At 71.6% G+C, this 16,926-nt stretch carries 14 protein-coding genes; 9 read left to right on the forward strand and 5 right to left on the reverse strand.

The features are described 5' to 3' along the window. Positions 1 to 2 precede the first annotated feature (2 nt). The gene (locus FBY41_RS12240) at positions 3 to 2,015 is read right to left on the reverse strand and encodes an alpha-1,4-glucan--maltose-1-phosphate maltosyltransferase (RefSeq protein ID WP_185749088.1); all 2,013 of its coding nucleotides are present in this window, start codon (positions 2,013 to 2,015) and stop codon (positions 3 to 5) included. A gap of 291 nt (positions 2,016 to 2,306) precedes the next feature. Here FBY41_RS12240 and glgP point away from each other — a divergent pair, with 291 nt between their 5' ends. Continuing rightward, entirely contained in the window at positions 2,307 to 4,895 is a 2,589-nt protein-coding gene (gene glgP, locus FBY41_RS12245) for an alpha-glucan family phosphorylase (RefSeq protein ID WP_141844528.1), read from the forward strand. Between the two features lie 4 nt (positions 4,896 to 4,899). Here glgP and glgX read toward each other — a convergent pair whose 3' ends face one another. Together glgX and FBY41_RS12255 are read right to left on the reverse strand one after the other, a co-directional pair. After that, on the reverse strand, positions 4,900 to 7,035 hold the full coding sequence (gene glgX, locus FBY41_RS12250) for a glycogen debranching protein GlgX (protein ID WP_141844529.1): 2,136 nt from the start codon (positions 7,033 to 7,035) through the stop codon (positions 4,900 to 4,902). A gap of 58 nt (positions 7,036 to 7,093) precedes the next feature. Further along, positions 7,094 to 7,855, reverse strand: a complete 762-nt coding sequence (locus FBY41_RS12255) for an endonuclease/exonuclease/phosphatase family protein (RefSeq protein ID WP_141844530.1) — start codon at positions 7,853 to 7,855, stop codon at positions 7,094 to 7,096. Positions 7,856 to 7,952: 97 nt separating this feature from the next. Here FBY41_RS12255 and FBY41_RS12260 point away from each other — a divergent pair, with 97 nt between their 5' ends. The 5 genes from FBY41_RS12260 (at position 7,953) to FBY41_RS12280 (ending at position 11,643) form a co-directional block, all read left to right on the forward strand. Then, positions 7,953 to 8,456: a YbjN domain-containing protein gene (locus tag FBY41_RS12260; protein WP_141844531.1), complete on the forward strand. Its 504-nt coding sequence runs from the start codon at positions 7,953 to 7,955 to the stop codon at positions 8,454 to 8,456. Next, positions 8,456 to 9,235, forward strand: coding sequence for an enoyl-CoA hydratase/isomerase family protein (locus tag FBY41_RS12265; protein ID WP_141844532.1), 780 nt, complete (start codon positions 8,456 to 8,458; stop codon positions 9,233 to 9,235). Before FBY41_RS12260 ends, FBY41_RS12265 begins: the two co-directional genes overlap by 1 nt. 88 nt (positions 9,236 to 9,323) lie before the next feature. Beyond that, positions 9,324 to 9,653 (forward strand): hypothetical protein, encoded by a 330-nt coding sequence (locus tag FBY41_RS12270; protein WP_141844533.1) that lies wholly within the window; start codon positions 9,324 to 9,326, stop codon positions 9,651 to 9,653. Positions 9,654 to 9,837: 184 nt separating this feature from the next. Then, positions 9,838 to 10,638, forward strand: a complete 801-nt coding sequence (locus FBY41_RS12275; RefSeq protein ID WP_141844534.1) for an electron transfer flavoprotein subunit beta/FixA family protein — start codon at positions 9,838 to 9,840, stop codon at positions 10,636 to 10,638. 39 nt (positions 10,639 to 10,677) lie between these two features. Beyond that, entirely contained in the window at positions 10,678 to 11,643 is a 966-nt protein-coding gene (locus FBY41_RS12280; RefSeq protein ID WP_141844535.1) for an electron transfer flavoprotein subunit alpha/FixB family protein, read from the forward strand. 69 nt (positions 11,644 to 11,712) lie between these two features. On the opposite strand, the gene FBY41_RS12285 is transcribed toward FBY41_RS12280, so the two are convergent. Beyond that, positions 11,713 to 12,186 (reverse strand): hypothetical protein, encoded by a 474-nt coding sequence (locus FBY41_RS12285; protein ID WP_141844536.1) that lies wholly within the window; start codon positions 12,184 to 12,186, stop codon positions 11,713 to 11,715. An 80-nt stretch (positions 12,187 to 12,266) separates the two neighbouring features. Here FBY41_RS12285 and FBY41_RS12290 point away from each other — a divergent pair, with 80 nt between their 5' ends. Together FBY41_RS12290 and mnmA are read left to right on the forward strand one after the other, a co-directional pair. Further along, positions 12,267 to 13,457: a cysteine desulfurase family protein gene (locus tag FBY41_RS12290; RefSeq protein ID WP_141844537.1), complete on the forward strand. Its 1,191-nt coding sequence runs from the start codon at positions 12,267 to 12,269 to the stop codon at positions 13,455 to 13,457. Between the two features lie 40 nt (positions 13,458 to 13,497). Next, positions 13,498 to 14,604, forward strand: a complete 1,107-nt coding sequence (mnmA, locus tag FBY41_RS12295) for a tRNA 2-thiouridine(34) synthase MnmA (protein ID WP_141844538.1) — start codon at positions 13,498 to 13,500, stop codon at positions 14,602 to 14,604. Positions 14,605 to 14,914: 310 nt separating this feature from the next. Here mnmA and FBY41_RS12300 read toward each other — a convergent pair whose 3' ends face one another. Then, positions 14,915 to 15,799, reverse strand: coding sequence for a GNAT family N-acetyltransferase (locus tag FBY41_RS12300; RefSeq protein ID WP_260439722.1), 885 nt, complete (start codon positions 15,797 to 15,799; stop codon positions 14,915 to 14,917). Positions 15,800 to 15,881: 82 nt separating this feature from the next. Between FBY41_RS12300 and FBY41_RS12305 the strand changes: the two genes are divergently transcribed. Further along, on the forward strand, positions 15,882 to 16,862 hold the full coding sequence (locus FBY41_RS12305; protein ID WP_141844539.1) for a methionine synthase: 981 nt from the start codon (positions 15,882 to 15,884) through the stop codon (positions 16,860 to 16,862). The last annotated feature ends 64 nt before the right edge of the window (positions 16,863 to 16,926 follow it).

A 16,926-nucleotide genomic window follows, 5' to 3' on the forward strand; every position in this document is an offset into this window, starting at 1 on the left:
GGTCAGTGGCTCCTCACGCTGATGACGTGGACCGGCTCGCTGTCGGGGCCGAGCCTCACGAAGTTGTCCTGGCGCCACTGCCAGGTCTGGTTGGTGATGTGGTCGTGCGCGTCGAACGACGACCACGTCGCCATACCCAGCGCCTCCATGTCGAGGTGCACCCACGTCTCACGCGTCGCGTGCGGGTCGAGGTTGGCGATGACGATCACGGTGTCGCGCTCGCCGGTCGCGCGGTCGACGATCCGGCTCTTGCTGAAGACCATGACGAACTCGTCGTCGGCCGCGTGGAAGCGCAGGTTGCGCAGCCACCTCAGAGCAGGATGCCACCCGCGGATGTCGTTGAGCCGCTTGAGGTACCACGCGAGCGAGCGGCTCTCGAGGGGGCCGCCGGGCTCGTAGAGGTACCACTGGCGGTCCTTGAACTCGTACTTCTCGTTGTCGATCTGCTCCTCGGCGCCGGGCCGGGCGACGTGCTCCATGAGCTCGTAGCCGGCGTAGATGCCGTAGGTCGGCACCATCGTCGCGGCGAGCGCGGCCCGCAGCTTCCAGGCGGTCGGCCCGCCGTACTGCATGTAGGGCGTGAGGATGTCGTGGGTCGTCGGCCAGAACGACGGACGCATGTATGCCGCCCCGTCGCCTGCCAGCTCGCGGCCGTACTCCTCGAGCTCCCACTTCTCGTTGCGCCACGCGTAGTAGGTGTAGCTCTGCTGGAAGCCGGCCTTGGCCAGCTGGTGCATCATCGCCGGCTTGGTGAACGCCTCGGAGAGCCAGATCGTGTCGGGGTGCTCGAGGGCGACATCGGCAATGAGCCACTGCCAGAAGGCAACCGGCTTGGTGTGGGGGTTGTCGACGCGGAAGATGCGCACGCCGTGGTCGAGCCACACCTGGATGACCCGGCGCACCTCGGCATAGGCCTCTGCCGGGTCGTTGTCGAAGTTGAGCGGGTAGATGTCCTGGTACTTCTTCGGCGGGTTCTCCGCGTAGGCGATCGTGCCGTCGGCCCGCGTCGTGAAGAGCGAGGGATGGGTCTGCACCCACGGGTGGTCCGGCGAGGCCTGCAGGGCGATGTCGAGCGCAACCTCGAGGCCGTTGCGGGCAGCCTCGGCCACGAAGAAGTCGAAGTCCTCGAACGTGCCGAGGTCGGGGTGGATGGCGTCGTGCCCGCCGTCGGGGGAGCCGATGGCATAAGGGGATCCGGGGTCACCGGGCGCTGCGGCGAGGCTGTTGTTGCGGCCCTTGCGGGCGGTCGTGCCGATGGGGTGGATCGGCGTCAGGTAGATGACGTCGAAGCCCATGTCGGCGATGGCCGGCAGGCGCAGCGCCGCCGAGCGGAACGTGCCCGACACCCACAGGCCGGTCTTCTCATCGACGTGGCACCCCTCGGAGCGAGGGAAGATCTCGTACCACGCGCCGTAGAGGGCGCGCTCGCGCTCGACGAGCAGCGAGTACTCCGGGGAGGGCGAGACGAACTCGCGCAGCGGCATGAGCGCCGCCAGCCCCTGGATCTCCGGCGAGGTCGCCGCGCCGAAGCGGTGGGCAGCGGGGCGGGAGGTGTCGCGCAGCGCCGCCACCCCCTTGTCGATCTCGGAGGCGTCGACTCCCTGACCGCGCACGGACGAGGCGAAACGATCGAGCACGAGGGCGCCCTCAGCGCACATGAGCTCCTCGTCGACGCCAGCCGCGATCTTGATGCCCGCGTCGTGCACCCACGTCGCGTACGGGTCGGACCAGCCCTCGACCCGGTAGGTCCACCAGCCCTGCGTGTCGGCGACGACGGTCGTCGACCAGTCCGACGTGCCGGGGTTGTCGCACTGCATGGCGAAGTAGTGCGCGCTGCCGTCGGGGCCCGTGAGCACCGCCGTCGCGTTGACCGCGTCGTGGCCCTCGCGGAAGACCTTGGCCCGCACGTCGAACTCCTCGCCGACGACGGACTTCGCCGGTCTCGTGCCGCCGTCGACGAGCGGACGGACGTCGCCCACGGGGATGCGTCCCATGGGGAGCGCACCACCCGGCATACCGGCGACGGTGGGAGGCGTGCTCGCGGGATGCTCCGGGGCGAGGTGCACGGCCCCCGCCTCACCCTCGTCGATCACCGCGGCCCTCGCTGAGGGGGTCGCATCGGGGCGCGGACGCCGGGGCTTGTTCGGACGGGACTTCGTTGGTCTGCCGCTCACGGAGTCGACCGTATCGAAAAGCCGGGCGCACCGACATGAGGCAGAGCGAGAGCATCCGTGCCGTCCCGAGTGGTGAAACGGTGTCTGCAAGGTCTGCAAGAACCCGTCATGCCGACCCCTATGCTTCTCCTCGTGAAGGCCATCCGACGCTTCAACGTCCGCACCGTCCTGCCCTCCCGCATCGAGGGCCTCGGCGTGCTCGCCAGCAACCTGCGCTGGTCGTGGCACCCGCCGACCCGCGACCTCTTCGAGAGCATCAGCCCGAGCCGCTGGGCCGAGGCCGGCGAGGACCCGGTCAAGCTCCTCTCGCGCCTGTCCTCCGACGAGCTCGCCGCGCTCGCCGCCGACGACGACTTCGTCAGCAGCGTCGTCGCCGCCAACGAGGACCTCCACCACTACCTCACCGACGAGCGCTGGTACCAGCGGTGGAGCCGCGAGCAGGAGGCTGCCGGGAGGGCCGCCCCGCGTGCCATCGCCTACTTCAGCCCCGAGTTCGGCATCACCGCAGTGCTGCCGCAGTACTCCGGCGGCCTCGGCATCCTCGCGGGCGACCACCTCAAGACCGCCTCCGACCTCGGCGTGCCGATCGTCGGTGTCGGCCTGTTCTACAAGACCGGCTACTTCAAGCAGGCGCTGTCGCGTGACGGCTGGCAGGTCGAGACCTACCCCGTGCTCGACCCAGACGGACTGCCGCTCTCGCTGCTGCGCGAGGAGGACGGCACGCCCGCCGTCGTCACGATCGACCTGCCGGCCGGTCGCCAGCTGCACGCCCACGTCTGGAAGGCGCAGGTCGGCCGCGTGCCCCTGCTCCTGCTCGACTCCGACGTGCCGGGCAACGACGAGACGACCCGCGCGGTCACCGAGACCCTCTACGGCGGCGGTGGCGACACCCGCCTCGAGCAGGAGCTGCTGCTCGGCATCGGCGGCGTCCGCGCGCTGCGCCTCTGGTCGCGCCTCTCGGGCGCGCCGACCCCGGAGGTCTACCACACCAACGAGGGCCACGCCGGCTTCCTCGGCGTCGAGCGCATCGCCGAGCTCGTGCGCGACCACGGCCTGACCTTCGACGAGGCCCTCGAGGCCGTCCGCGCCGCAACGGTGTTCACGACGCACACCCCCGTGCCGGCCGGCATCGACCGCTTCGACGCCGCCAAGATCAACCTCTTCTTCGGCGGGCCCCGCGCCATCCCGGGCGTGCCCGTCGACCGCCTGCTCGCCCTCGGCGCCGAGGACTACGCCGGTGGCCAGCCCGGCATCTTCAACATGGCCGTCATGGGACTGCGCCTCGCCCAGCGCGCCAACGGCGTCTCGCAGCTGCACGGTGTCGTGAGCCGCGAGATGTTCGACGGTCTGTGGCCGGGCTTCGACGACGTCGAGGTGCCGATCACGAGCATCACCAACGGAGTTCACGCCCCGACGTGGGTCGACCGCTCCGTCTACGAGGTCGCCCGCAAGCACCTCGGCACCGCCGACATCGCCGGTGCCGACCTCTGGCACCGCATCGACGAGGTGCCCGCCGACGCCGTGTGGAGCACGAAGCGCGAGATGCGCGAGAAGCTCGTCATCGACGCCCGCCGCCGCGTCAAGTCCTCGTGGCACAAGCGCGGTGCGAGCGACGCCGAGCTCGGCTGGGTGGACGACATCCTCGACCCCGACGTGCTGACGATCGGCTTCGCCCGCCGCGTGCCGACCTACAAGCGCCTCACCCTCATGCTGCGCGACCCCGAGCGCCTCAAGCGCCTCCTGCTCCACCCGGAGCGTCCGGTGCAGCTCATCATCGCCGGCAAGTCGCACCCCGCCGACGAGACGGGCAAGCGACTCATCCAGGAGATGGTCCGCTTCGCCGACGACCCCGAGGTGCGCCACCGCATCGTCTTCCTGCCCAACTACGACATCGCCATGGCGCAGCACCTCTACCCGGGCTGCGACGTCTGGCTCAACAACCCGCTGCGCCCCTTCGAGGCGTGCGGCACGTCGGGCATGAAGGCGGCCCTCAACGGTGGGCTCAACCTCTCGATCCTCGACGGCTGGTGGGACGAGTGGTTCGACGGCCGCAACGGCTGGGCCATCCCGACCGCCGACGGCGTCGAGGACCCCGACCACCGTGACGACATCGAGGCGGCCGCGCTCTACGACCTCATCGAGCACGACGTCGCCGCGAAGTTCTACGACCGCGACGACGCCGGCCTGCCCCAGGGCTGGATCTCGATGATGACCCACACCCTCAAGACCCTCGGCCCCAAGGTGCTCGCCAGCCGCATGGTCGAGGACTACACGGTGAAGCTCTACAGCCCGGCCGCCGGGGCGGGTCGCGCCCTCGACGGGCCGGACTTCACCGGCGCCAAGGACCTCGCGGCCTACAAGGCCAAGGTGCGCGCCGCGTGGCCGAGCGTCAAGGTCGAGCACGTCGAGCCCTCGGGCGTCTCCGACTCGCCGCTCATCGGCGACACCCTCGACGTCAAGGCCTACGTCGACCTCGGGGGCCTCGAGCCCGACGAGGTCGAGGTGCAGCTCGTGCACGGTCACGTCACCGACACCGACGAGATCTGGGGCACGGAGGTCGCGCCCCTGTCTCTCGTCGAGTCATACGACGGCGGCCGGCACCAGTTCGCCGGGTCGCAGTCGCTGCGCCGCACCGGGTCCTTCGGCTACAGCGTCCGCGTCGTGCCGAAGCACCCCGCGCTCGCGACGTCGGCCGAGCTGGGTCTCGCCCGCAACGCCTGAGCCCTCAGGGCCACGTCGTGGCGCGCCAGACGCGCATCGACGCCGGGGCCATCGTGACGACCGTCCCCGCTCCCACGGGTTCCCCGGGGGGAGCGGGGACCTCGTCGTTGCTGTCCCAGAGCAGCTCGTATGCCGCCGCGCCGGGTGCGGTGGGCAGCGTGACCTCGACCTCGTGCGCCGCCCCGTTGAGCGAGAGCAGCACGGTGCGCTGGCCGAGCCACATGCCGCCGTAGAGCGCCTGCACGACCTCGACCCACGAGTGTCCCCAGCGGTCGCCCATCGGGTGCCCGTCGTCGCCGAACCACGCGAGGTCGGTCGAGCCGTCCTCGTGGACCTGGCGCCCGGAGAAGAAGCTGCGCTGCCGGAGCACCGGGTGCTCCTGGCGCAGCCGCACGAGGTGCCGGGTGGTCTCCAGCAGATCCTGCTGCCAGGGCTCGTGGTCCCACGACATCCAGCTGATCTCGTTGTCCTGCGAGTAGGGGTTGTTGTTCCCCCGCTGGCTGCGTCCGAACTCGTCGCCGGCGTTGATCATCGGCACGCCAGTGGCGAGCAGCAGGGTGCCGAGCAGGTTGCGCATCGAGCTCCGCCTCCGCGCGAGGGTCGCCAGGTCGTCGGTGCGGCCCTCGACGCCGTGGTTCCACGAGCGGTTGTCGTTGGAGCCGTCGGTGCCGCCGTGGCCGTTGGCGCCGTTGTGCTTGACGTCGTATGCCGTGAGGTCGGCGAGCGTGAAGCCGTCGTGGGCGGTGACGAAGTTGATCGAGGCGATCGTGCCGCGCCCGTGGGTGTCGAAGAGGTCCTGCGACCCGGCGAGCCGCGTCGCGAGCTCCTGCGCCCCGTGCCTCGCGCCGCCGTGCAGCGACGCCCGGACGTCGGTCAGCCAGAAGGTGCGCACCGTGTCGCGGAAGCGGTCGTTCCACTCCGAGAAGGGTGGCGGGAAGCGGCCCGTGCGCCAGCCGTGGATGCCGACGTCCCACGGCTCGGCGATGAGCTTGGTGCGGGAGAGCACCGGGTCGGTGCGCAGCGCGACGAGGAAGGGGTGGTCGCGGTCGTAGGCGTCGTCCTTGCCGCGGCCGAGGGCGACGGCGAGGTCGAAGCGGAACCCGTCGACGTGGCACTCCTGCACCCAGTAGCGCAGCGAGTCGAGCACCATGCGGGCCACGACGGGATGGGTGAGGTCGAGCGTGTTGCCGCAGCCCGTGACGTCGATGTCCTGCCCGCGTCCGTCGAGGCGGTAGTAGGCGCGCTCGTCGAGGCCCCGCCACGAGAGGGTCATCATGTCGCGGGAGTTCTCCGCCGTGTGGTTGTAGACGACGTCGAGGAGCACCTCGATGCCGGCGGCGTGCAGGTCCTTGACCATCGTCTTGAACTCGTCGAGGACGCCTTGGGGGTCGCTCGCCGCGGCGTAGGCGGCGTGCGGGGCGAAGAAGCCCATCGTGTTGTAGCCCCAGTGGTTCGTCAGGCCGCGCAGGACGAGGTCGGGCTCGTGCGTGAAGGCGTGCACGGGCAGCAGCTCGACCGCGGTGACACCGAGCTGGAGCAGGTGCTCGACGAAGGCAGGGTGGGCGAGGCCGGCATACGTGCCGCGCAGCTCGGGCGGGACTTCCGGGTGCAGCCGGGTGGCGCTCTTGACGTGGACCTCGTAGATGAGCGACTGCAACAGTGATCGACGCGGGAAGTCGTCTGTGCCCCAGTCGAACTCGGTGTCGACGACGACGCAGCGCGGCATGTGCGGGGCGCTGTCGCGGTCGTCGCGCACGGCGATGTCGCCGCGCAGGTCGGAGCCGACGCGGTGGGAGTAGAGGGACGGGTCGAGGTGCACGTCGCCGTCGATGGCGCGGGCGTAGGGGTCGAGCAGGAGCTTGGCGGGGTTGTGGAGCAGGGCGGCGTCCGGGTCCCACGCGCCGTCGACGCGGACGGCATACCGCTGGCCGAGGCCCACGCCCGCGATCGTGTCGAACCAGAAGCCGTGGGCGCGGTGGCGCAGGGGCACCCGGCGCTCGACCTCGCTGCCGTCGTCGCCAGGGTCGAAGAGGCAGATCTCGACCGCGGTCGCGTGCCCGGCGTAGACGCAGAACTCGGCGCCGCCGTCGATGAGGCGGACTCCGGGCTCCGGGGGCAGGTCCGGTGACGTCGGCGACATGGGGCACAGCGTAGGGGCAGGGGGGCGGAGCGCCAGGGGGGTGTCGAGGGTGTGGGACTCAGCTGCCCAGCTCGAAGTCGCAGGCGACCGCGCGGTGGTCGGAGGCGATGTCGAAGACGGCCGAGTCGAGCAGCCGCAGGTCGCGGTAGAGCACGACGTCGAGCTGCGCGTCGAAGCTCGCGAGGTCGCGCCGCGTCGCGGCCGCGGCCAGCCGCGCCATCCACTCGTGCTTCGAGCCGCTGATGCGCCACGTGGGCTCGTGGAGCGGCACGTGGGTGAGGCCGCCGGCCTCGTGCATGGCCCGGTCGGCGGCGGCCGGGCGCGGGTAGTGGTTCATGTCACCGGTGAGCACGTGCGGCCCGCGACTCAGCGGCTCGCGCTGGAGCGCTGCTCGGAGGGCCCGCACCTGCTTGGTGCGCGCGTGCGCCCGCGCGAAGACGATGAGGTGCGCGGTCGACAGGGTGAGCGGCCCCGCCTCGGTCTCGAACGCCGCGCTGACCATGCCGCGCTCGTGCCAGTGGTCGGAGACACGGAGCAGCGGGCCGGCCGCCTTGAGGGTCGTGACCAGGGGCTCGCCGATGGGTGTGGCGACCCGCGGGTCGTGGGCGAGCACGAGACCCGCGGGGGCGTGCCAGTGCGTGAGCTCGAGTCCGACGTCGCCGAGCGCCGCCCGCAGCTGGCCCTCCGTCACGCCGAAGACCTCCTGGAGCCCGACGAGGCCGGCTCCGGTGGCGCGGAAGGGCTCGAGACCGCCGGGGGTGCGCAGCAGGTCTCCCGTGCACGTGTTGGCCGTCGCCACCGTGAGGGTCGTGCTCGTCATGACGGCGCACTCACGCTCGTCGTCGCCTCGGCGACGGGTCGGGTCTCGGCATGGGTCACCTCGCGTGGGTCCGTGCTCGCAGTCTACGGTTGGCTGCATGACCGATCCGACCGCACTGCCCAACTTCACGCCGCAGACGCCGGCGCCCGCGCCCAACGGCGCCCCCGTGAGCGACACCCCGGTGCGCGACCGCATCATCGCGATCCTGCGGGGCCTCGAGATCGACGCCACCGTCGACGGTGACGGCGACATCGAGTTCGCCATCGTCGACGACCAGGGCACGAGTACCACCCTGTTCGCCCGCGTCGCCGAGGGTGACCTCGCGCTCGTCCGCTTCTTCGGTCAGTGGCAGCTCGCCGAGCCCGTCTCACCCGACCGCAACGAGCGCCTCGCGCGCTGCAACGACATGACGATGCAGCTCAACATCGTCAAGGTGACGCTCGTGCAGGAGAGCCTCGTCGTGTCGGCCGAGCACGTCATCACCCCCAACGCCGACCTCGACGTCCTCGTGCCGCTGTCGATCAACCACATCCTCCAGAGCGTGGGCTTCTTCTTCCAGTCGTGGCTGCCCGCCGAGGGCGAGCCGGGCACCGCCGTCTGATGGGCGAGTTCGTCCGCCTCGAGGTCGAGGACGGCGTCGGGACGATCCGCCTCGACCGGCCGAAGATGAACGCCCTCAACGTGCAGGTCCAGGAGGAGATCCGGGCCGCGGCCCAGGAGGCGACGACCCGCACCGACGTCAAGGCGGTCATCGTCTACGGCGGCGAGCGGGTCTTCGCGGCAGGCGCCGACATCAAGGAGATGCAGGCGATGTCGTACACCGACATGGTCGAGCGCTCCGGGCCCCTCATGAGCTCCATCTCGGCGGTCGCTCGCATCCCGAAGCCGGTCATCGCCGCGATCACGGGATACGCGTTGGGTGGCGGCTGCGAGCTCGCACTCGCCTGCGACTTCCGGGTCGTCGCCGACGACGCCAAGCTCGGCCAGCCCGAGATCCTGCTCGGTGTCATCCCGGGCGCCGGCGGCACGCAGCGTCTCTCACGCCTCGTCGGCGCCTCGCGGGCGAAGGAGATGATCTTCAGCGGACGCTTCGTCGACGCGCAGGAGGCCCTCGCGATCGGCCTCGCCGACAAGGTCGTGCCCGCCGCCGACGTCTACACGGCGTCCCGGGAGTGGGCCTCGACGTTCGTCGGTGCCGCGTCGTATGCCGTGCGCGCCGCCAAGGAGGCCATCGACCGGGGTCTCGAGGTCGACCTCGAGACCGGTCTCGAGATCGAGCGCCTGCTCTTCGCGTCGCTCTTCGCGACGAAGGACCGCGAGATCGGCATGACCTCGTTCGTCGAGCAGGGCTCCGGCAAGGCGCAGTTCGAGGGTCGATGAGGTCGATGACAGGCCGGCCCGGCGTCTCGGGCCGGCCCGTCACCGTGGGTCGAGCGGGTCGAGTGCGTCGAGCGCGTCGGGCCCGCCGATGAGGCGGCTCGACGTGCTCGTCTTCTACGTGCCCGTCGATGACACGGAGCGGGTGCTCGACGCCGTGCTGGCGACAGGTGCCGGAGCAGTCGGCGACTACCGGGACTGCGCCTTCGTCACGTCGGGCACCGGGCAGTTCCGCCCGGTCGATGGCGCCCGACCCGCCATCGGCACCGTCGGCGAGCTCGAGAAGGTCGCCGAGAACCGGGTCGAGCTCGTGCTCGACCGGAGCCTGCGAGGAGCGGTCGTGGCCGCCCTGCGAGCCGCCCATCCCTACGAGGAGCCGGCCTTCCACGTCCTCGAGACGGTCGAGCTCGACCCGGCCTGACGGCATACCGCCGCGCGACCAGCCGCGACCAGCCGCGACCACCGGCCCGACCTCGCTCGTGGTGAGCGTCACGCCTGAGGCGTGCGGACTGAGCGGGCGCTCAGTGAGAGGATGGCAGGCAGTGCCGGAGCGACCTCCGACTGCTCCATCAGCCACCACCAGCAACGGAAGAGGACGTTCACCCATGAACATCGTCGTCTGTGTCAAGTACGTGCCGGACGCCCAGGCCGAGCGCACGTTCAACGCATCTGACAACACGACCGACCGCGACAACGTGGACGGCCTGCTGTCCGAGCTCGACGAGTACGCCGTCGAGGAGGCCCTCAAGATCGTCGAAGCCGGCGAGGGCGAGGTGACCGTGCTGACTGTCGGCCCCGACCAGGCCGCCGACGCCATCAAGAAGGCCCTCCAGATGGGCGCTCACAAGGGTGTCCACGTCAACGACGCCGCGATCCACGGCTCCGATGCCGTCGCCACCTCGCTCGTGCTCGCCGAGGCGATCAAGAAGATCGGCAGCGAGAGCCCCGTCGACCTCGTCGTCACCGGCATGGCCTCGACCGACGGCACCATGGGTGTCGTCCCGACGATGCTCGCCGAGCGTCTCGGGCTCCCGGCCGTCACCTTCGCCTCCGAGCTCACCATCGACGGTGGCACGGGTGGCACGGCGACGATCCACCGCGACGGCGACGCCTCGACGCAGACGATCACGGCCACGCTGCCGGCGCTCGTCTCGGTCACCGACCAGATCAACGAGCCGCGCTACCCCTCGTTCAAGGGGATCATGGCGGCGAAGAAGAAGCCCGTCGAGCAGTGGAGCCTCGCCGACCTCGGCGTCGACGCCTCGCAGGTCGGCCTCGACGCCGCCTGGACCAAGGTCGAGTCCTTCGCCGCACGCCCCCCGCGCTCGCAGGGCGAGATCGTCCCCGACGAGGGCGACGGCGGCCAGAAGCTCGCGGCCTTCCTCGCCGAGCACAAGTTCGTCTGAGCGTCCGAAACCCCAGCCACAGAAGGAGATCCCCACACCATGGCTGAAGTACTCGTCCTCGTCGACCACGTCGACGGCAAGGTCCGCAAGACGACCTCCGAGCTGCTCACGATCGCCCGCCGCATCGGCGAGCCGTCGGCCGTCTTCGTCGGCACGGGCTTCGACGCCGCGAAGGAGACCCTCGCCCGCTTCGGCGCCGAGAAGGTCTACCGCGTCGAGTCGCCCGAGGTGCTCGAGCACCTCGTCGTCCCGCAGGCCGAGGTGCTCGCGCAGCTCGTCGCCTCGGCCGCACCGGCCGCGGTGCTCGTGCCGTCGAACCCCGAGGGCAAGGAGATCGCGGCCCGCCTCGCCGTCAAGACGGAGTCGGGCCTCATCACCGACGCCGTCGACGTGCAGGCCGCTGGTGACGGAAGTGGTGGCATCGCCACGACGCAGTCGGTCTTCGCCGGCTCCTACACCGTGTCGGCGACCGTCACGAAGGGCACGCCGATCATCACCGTCAAGCCCAACTCGGCCACCCCCGAGGAGGTCGCGGGAGCGGCCGCCGACGAGGTCGTCGACTTCACCCCGTCCGACGCCGCGAAGGGCGCCCGGATCACCGAGTCCAAGCCGAAGCAGGCCACCGGCCGCCCCGAGCTCACCGAGGCCGCGATCGTCGTCTCCGGTGGCCGTGGCACCGGCGGCGACTTCTCCAAGGTCGAGGCCTTCGCCGACTCCCTCGGCGCGGCCGTGGGCGCCTCGCGCGCCGCTGTCGACGCGGGCTGGTACCCCCACACCTCGCAGGTCGGCCAGACCGGCAAGCAGGTGAGCCCGCAGCTCTACGTCGCGTGCGGCATCTCCGGCGCGATCCAGCACCGCGCCGGCATGCAGACGTCCAAGACGATCGTCGCGATCAACAAGGACAACGAGGCCCCGATCTTCGAGCTCGTCGACTTCGGTGTCGTCGGGGACCTCTTCACCGTCCTGCCGCAGGCGACCGAGACGATCCAGGCGGGCAAGGACTGACCCTCGGGCACCGTCCCACCACACGACACGAGGCCGGCCCCGGACACCCCGGGGCCGGCCTCCTGCGCGTCAGTCGCCCTCGCCCTGCGCGATGTCGTGCGGCATCGTCCGCAGCCAGCTGCGGGCCTGCTCGCGGTTGAGGGCGTATGCCGTCCGGCCCGTCCCGAGGGTCCACCAGGGCCCGTGCAGGGCCTCCGCGGGCAACCGCATCGCACGCTCCGTGCCGGGGCGCCACTCGACCCGCCCGGACTCGGCGATGCGCTTGACGCCGCGCCGCTCGACGCGGGTCGTCGCCAGGGTGTTGTGCACGAGCATCGAGCGGGTGCCGAGGTCGATGCGCGCGGTCCACGCACGCCACCCCACGACGACCCCGAGCAGGAGGCACACGGCATACGTCGGCAGCGTCGGCAGGGCAGGCACCAGGCGGAGCAGCAGGCGCGCGACGAGGTAGGCGATGACGGGATTGGCGGCGCCCGCGATGGCCCGGTGGACGGCAGGCGCGCGCAAGGTGTCGTCGGCGCCACCTTCGTGCCTGCCTGCCATGCGCAGATCATAGGCAGGCACGCGGCGCCCGCAGCCGCATCGCGGTCGGGAGCTCGTGCGGTGGAGCCTAGAATCGGTGGGTGACCGCCTACCTCGACCACGCGGCGACGACGCCCATGCTGCCCGCGGCGCTTGCCGCCATGACGGAGCAGCTCGCCGTGGTCGGCAACGCCTCGTCGTTGCACCGCACGGGTCGGGCATCGCGGCGTGCCGTCGAGGAGTCGCGCGAGAAGATCGCGCGCTGCCTCGGTGCACGCCCGTCCGAGGTGCTCTTCACCTCTGGAGGCACCGAGTCCGACAACCTCGCGGTCAAGGGCACCTACTGGGCGCGGCGTGACGCCGACCCGGCCCGGGTGCGTCTGCTCGTGTCGGCGATCGAGCACCACGCCGTGCTCGACTGCGTCGACTTCCTCGTGGCCCACGAGGGCGCCAAGGTCACCTGGCTCGACTCCACGGCCGACGGCCGGGTCGAGCCCGCCACCGTGCGCGCGGCCATCGAGGCCGACCCCGACTCGGTCGCGCTCGTCAGCGTCATGTGGGCCAACAACGAGGTCGGCACGGTGCAGGACGTCGCGGGCATCGCGGCCGTGGCGCGCGAGCACGGCATCCCCTTCCACACCGACGCCGTGCAGGCCGCGGGGCACCTGCCGGTCGACTTCGCCGCGAGCGGAGCCGACCTGCTCTCGGTCACGGCGCACAAGCTCGGAGGCCCGATCGGCGTGGGCGCGCTCCTCGCCCGGCGCGATGCCCGCCTCGTGCCACTGACGCACGGAGGCGGCCAGGAGCGACAGGTGCGCTCGGGCACCCTCGACACCCCCGCCATCGTCGGCTTCGCCGCGGCGATCGTCGCTGCGACCGAGTCGATGGAGGCCGAGGCGGTGCGCCTCGCGGCCCTGCGCGACGACCTCATCGAGCGTGCGATGGCCCTCGGTGCCGGCATCCGGCCGACCGGCTTCTGGGAGCCCGGCGACACGACGCACCGACTGCCCGGCAACGTCCACCTGCTCGTGCCGGGCTGCGACGGCGACTCGCTGCTCTACCTGCTCGACGCTGCCGGCGTCTCCTGCTCGACCGGTTCGGCCTGCCAGGCCGGCGTGCCGCAGCCGAGCCACGTCCTGCTCGCCATGGGCATCTCCGAGAGCGACGCCCGGGGAGCGCTGCGCCTGACGCTCGGCCACACGTCGACGTCGGCCGATGTCGACGCCGTCATCGACGCGCTGCCCGCCGCCATCGAGCGTGCTCGTCGTGCGCGGGAGGCGACGGCCTCGTGAGCGTCGTGGTCCTCCTCGTCCCCGTTGCGGGGGGCGCGTCATGAGAGTCGTGGCTGCCATGAGCGGCGGCGTCGACTCGGCGGTGGCCGCTGCCCGCATGCTCGACGCGGGCCACGAGGTCGTCGGGGTGCACCTCGCCCTCAGCCAGAGCGCCGCGACGCTGCGCGAGTCGGCCCGTGGATGCTGCACGATCGAGGACGCCGGCGACGCGCGTCGGGTGGCCGACGTGCTCGGCATCCCGTTCTACGTCTGGGACATGGCAGCCCGCTTCTCCCGCGACGTCGTCGAGGACTTCACGCGGGAGTATGCCGCCGGCCGCACCCCCAACCCGTGCCTGCGCTGCAACGAGAAGATCAAGTTCGCCGCCCTGCTCGACAAGGCGGTGGCACTGGGCTTCGACGCGGTCGCGACCGGGCACTACGCGCAGATCGTCGAGACCGCCGACGGGCGACGCGAGCTGCACCGGGCCGTCGACACCGCCAAGGACCAGAGCTACGTCCTGGGGGTGCTCGACGCCGACCAGCTCTCCCGGGCGTTCTTCCCGCTCGGAGACACCGAGAAGCCGCGCATCCGCGAGGAGGCTGCAGAGAGAGGCTTCTTCATCGCGAAGAAGCCCGACAGCCACGACATCTGCTTCATCCCCGACGGCGACACGCGGGGCTGGCTGACCCGCAGGCTGGGGGAGGCGCCCGGCGACATCGTCGACACCTCCGGAGAGGTCGTCGGCCACCACGACGGCGCCTTCGCCTTCACCGTCGGCCAGCGGCGGGGTCTGGGGCTCTCACGGCCGGCGTCCGACGGACGGCCGCGCTACGTCGTCGAGGTGCGACCCCGCACGAACGAGGTCGTTGTCGGCACGGAGGAGCTGCTGGGGGTCAACGCGATCTCCGGCGATCACGCCCGCTGGTGCGGACCGCCACCTGAGGGGGTCGTGCGGGTCGGGGCCCAGGTGCGGGCTCACGGTGAGGAGCACGCGGCGACGGCCTGGGCCGACGACGGCCGCGTCGAGGTTCGCCTCGACGAGCGGATCCGCGGCGTCGCACCGGGCCAGTCGGTCGTGCTCTACGACGGCACGCGGGTCATCGGCTCGGCGACCATCGCCGCCTCCCGCCTCGAGCCCGTCACCACGGCACCACCCGCCGACTGATCTGCCGACTGATCCGCAGCGTGATGCTCCGTCAGCATCAGTCTGCGGATCAGTCGGCGTCTGGTGCTGTCTAGGTGACAGTGATTGCAGACTGATCTGCAGCGTGATGGCTGATCGACGTGCACGTCATCAGTCTGCGGATCAGTCGGCGTCTGGTGCTGTCTGGGCGACGGTGACTGCAGACTGATCTGCAGCGTGATCGCTGATCGACGTGCACGTCATCAGTCTGCGGATCAGTCGGCGTCTGGTGCTGTCAGGGCGACGGTGACTGCAGACTGATCTGCAGGCTGATCGTCCGTCGACGGCGCGTTCAGTCGAGCGAACGGGTCCAGGTCACCGTGCGGGCGGTCGGACGGAAGCCGATCGAGCGATAGAGGCGCTGCGGCCCCGGATACGCGGCGTCGCCGCGCGGCGTCACCTGGGCCACGGTTCCACCGGCCGACCGCAGGGCGTGCAGCGCCGCGAGGGTGACCGAACGGGCCAGCCCGCGGCCTCGGTGCTCAGGCACGCAACCGACCGGCTCGACGAGGCCGACGCCCGTCGGCGGGTCGAGCCACACGAGCGCCGAGGCGACCATCTCGCCCTCCTCGTCGACGGCGACCCAGTCGAGGTCGTGCCGGTAGGGCCACGCGGCCATCAGCCGGCCGTATGCCGTCGCATCGACCGTCGAGGGGCCGAGCTGCGACCATGCGGCCGCGTGGACGGCCGCTCGCTCGCGCACCTCGTGCGGCTCGACGTGGCGCAAGCGGTAGCCCTCGACGAGCGGCACGTCGGGCAGCGCCTCGACCTCGACGACGTGGTGGGTGAACCACGGAGCATCTCGGTCAGGCTCGAAACCCGCTGCGGCCAGAGCCTGCTCGGCAACGTCCCCCTCCATCACGAGAGCCGACTGTGCCTCGGCGTCGCTGACCTCCTCGAACCACTCGACGAGCTCCTCAGCGATGTCGGGGCGGGCGGGGTCCACCTGCAGCTCCAGCCAGTCGGGCGCCTCCGCCCAGCCGAACCCGACCGTCTCGTCCCCGTCCGTCCAGACGGCGATCGCCTCGCTGTCGTCGAGCGAGGTCGGGTCGACTGGCCGGGAGTACCGGTTCCACGTGAGCTGCCCCGGGTGAAAGCGGCTGCGCGGGGTCCAGAGCCGGGAGGCCATGGACTGCATCGCCGCCAGGTCGTCGGGCCCACCGAAGTCTCGCCTCACGACCGCCAACCTAACGGCCCGACCGGTCCCCGGCGGAAGGGGCCGTGACGGCGACGACCCGGCGCGGCGGCATACTGGCGCGGTGACGCTCGCGACGGGAATCGGCTCTTGGCCAGGCACTTCGGTGCGCGACGCGGTGGGCCAGGTGCGCGAGCTGCTCGACGGGCAGCTGCCCCACCTGCCCGAGCTGCCCGAGCGAGGACCCGGCGCCGACCTCATCGGGCGCACCGCGGGGATGCTCGTCGAGCTGCCCGTCGACCTCCAGCCGGTGGGGTGGCGTCTCGTCGACCGACCGGGCCGCGACGCCCAGCGCACGGCGGCCCTGCTCCGTGAGGACCTCGACGAGCTCGCCGAGGCGTTCGACGGACACACCGGACCCCTCAAGCTGCAGGTGGCCGGTCCCTGGACCCTCGCCGCCGGGCTCTGGCTGCACCGCGGCGAGCGGGTCATCGTCGACGAGGGCGCGTGCCGCGACCTCGTCGAGTCCCTCGCCGAGGGGGTGCGGCTGCACGTCGCGGCCGTGCGTGCGCTCGTTCCCGGTGCCCAGATCGTGCTCCAGGTCGACGAGCCGTCATTGCCGACCGTGCTCGCCGGGCGTCTACCGACCTCGTCGGGATGGGGGCGACTGCCCAGCCTCGACCCGCAGGTGGCGGCGGCCGGCCTCCAGACGGTGCTCGGCGCCCACGACGGCGACACCGTCCTGCACTGCTGCGCCGCCGAGCCGCCCGTGCCCCTGCTCCGCGCCGCCGGCCCGACTGCCCTCTCGCTCGACACGTCGCTGCTGCGTCCCCGGGCGTGGGAGGGCATCGCCGTCGCCGTCGAGGACGGCATGCGGCTGCACGCGGGCCTCGTGCCCACCGACGGCAGCCGGTTGCGTGCGCAGCAGCTCGCCGACGACTTCGTCGCCGCGTGGCGCCGCATCGGTATGCCGTCCGGCCGGCTCCTCGACGTCGTCGTGACCCCGGCCTGTGGCCTCGGAACGCGCGCTCCCGACGTCGCCCTGGCCGTGCTGCGCGCGGCGGTCGACACGTCGCGAGAGCTCGAGGAGCGCAGCGCCTCCTGAGCGCCGGTCGACCCCCTTCGACCGGGGACAGGCCGACGGCCGGCCACCCTCGCGGGTGGCCGGC

Source organism: Humibacillus xanthopallidus (assembly GCF_006716675.1).
Classification (GTDB): Bacteria; Actinomycetota; Actinomycetes; order Actinomycetales; family Dermatophilaceae; genus Humibacillus; species Humibacillus xanthopallidus_B.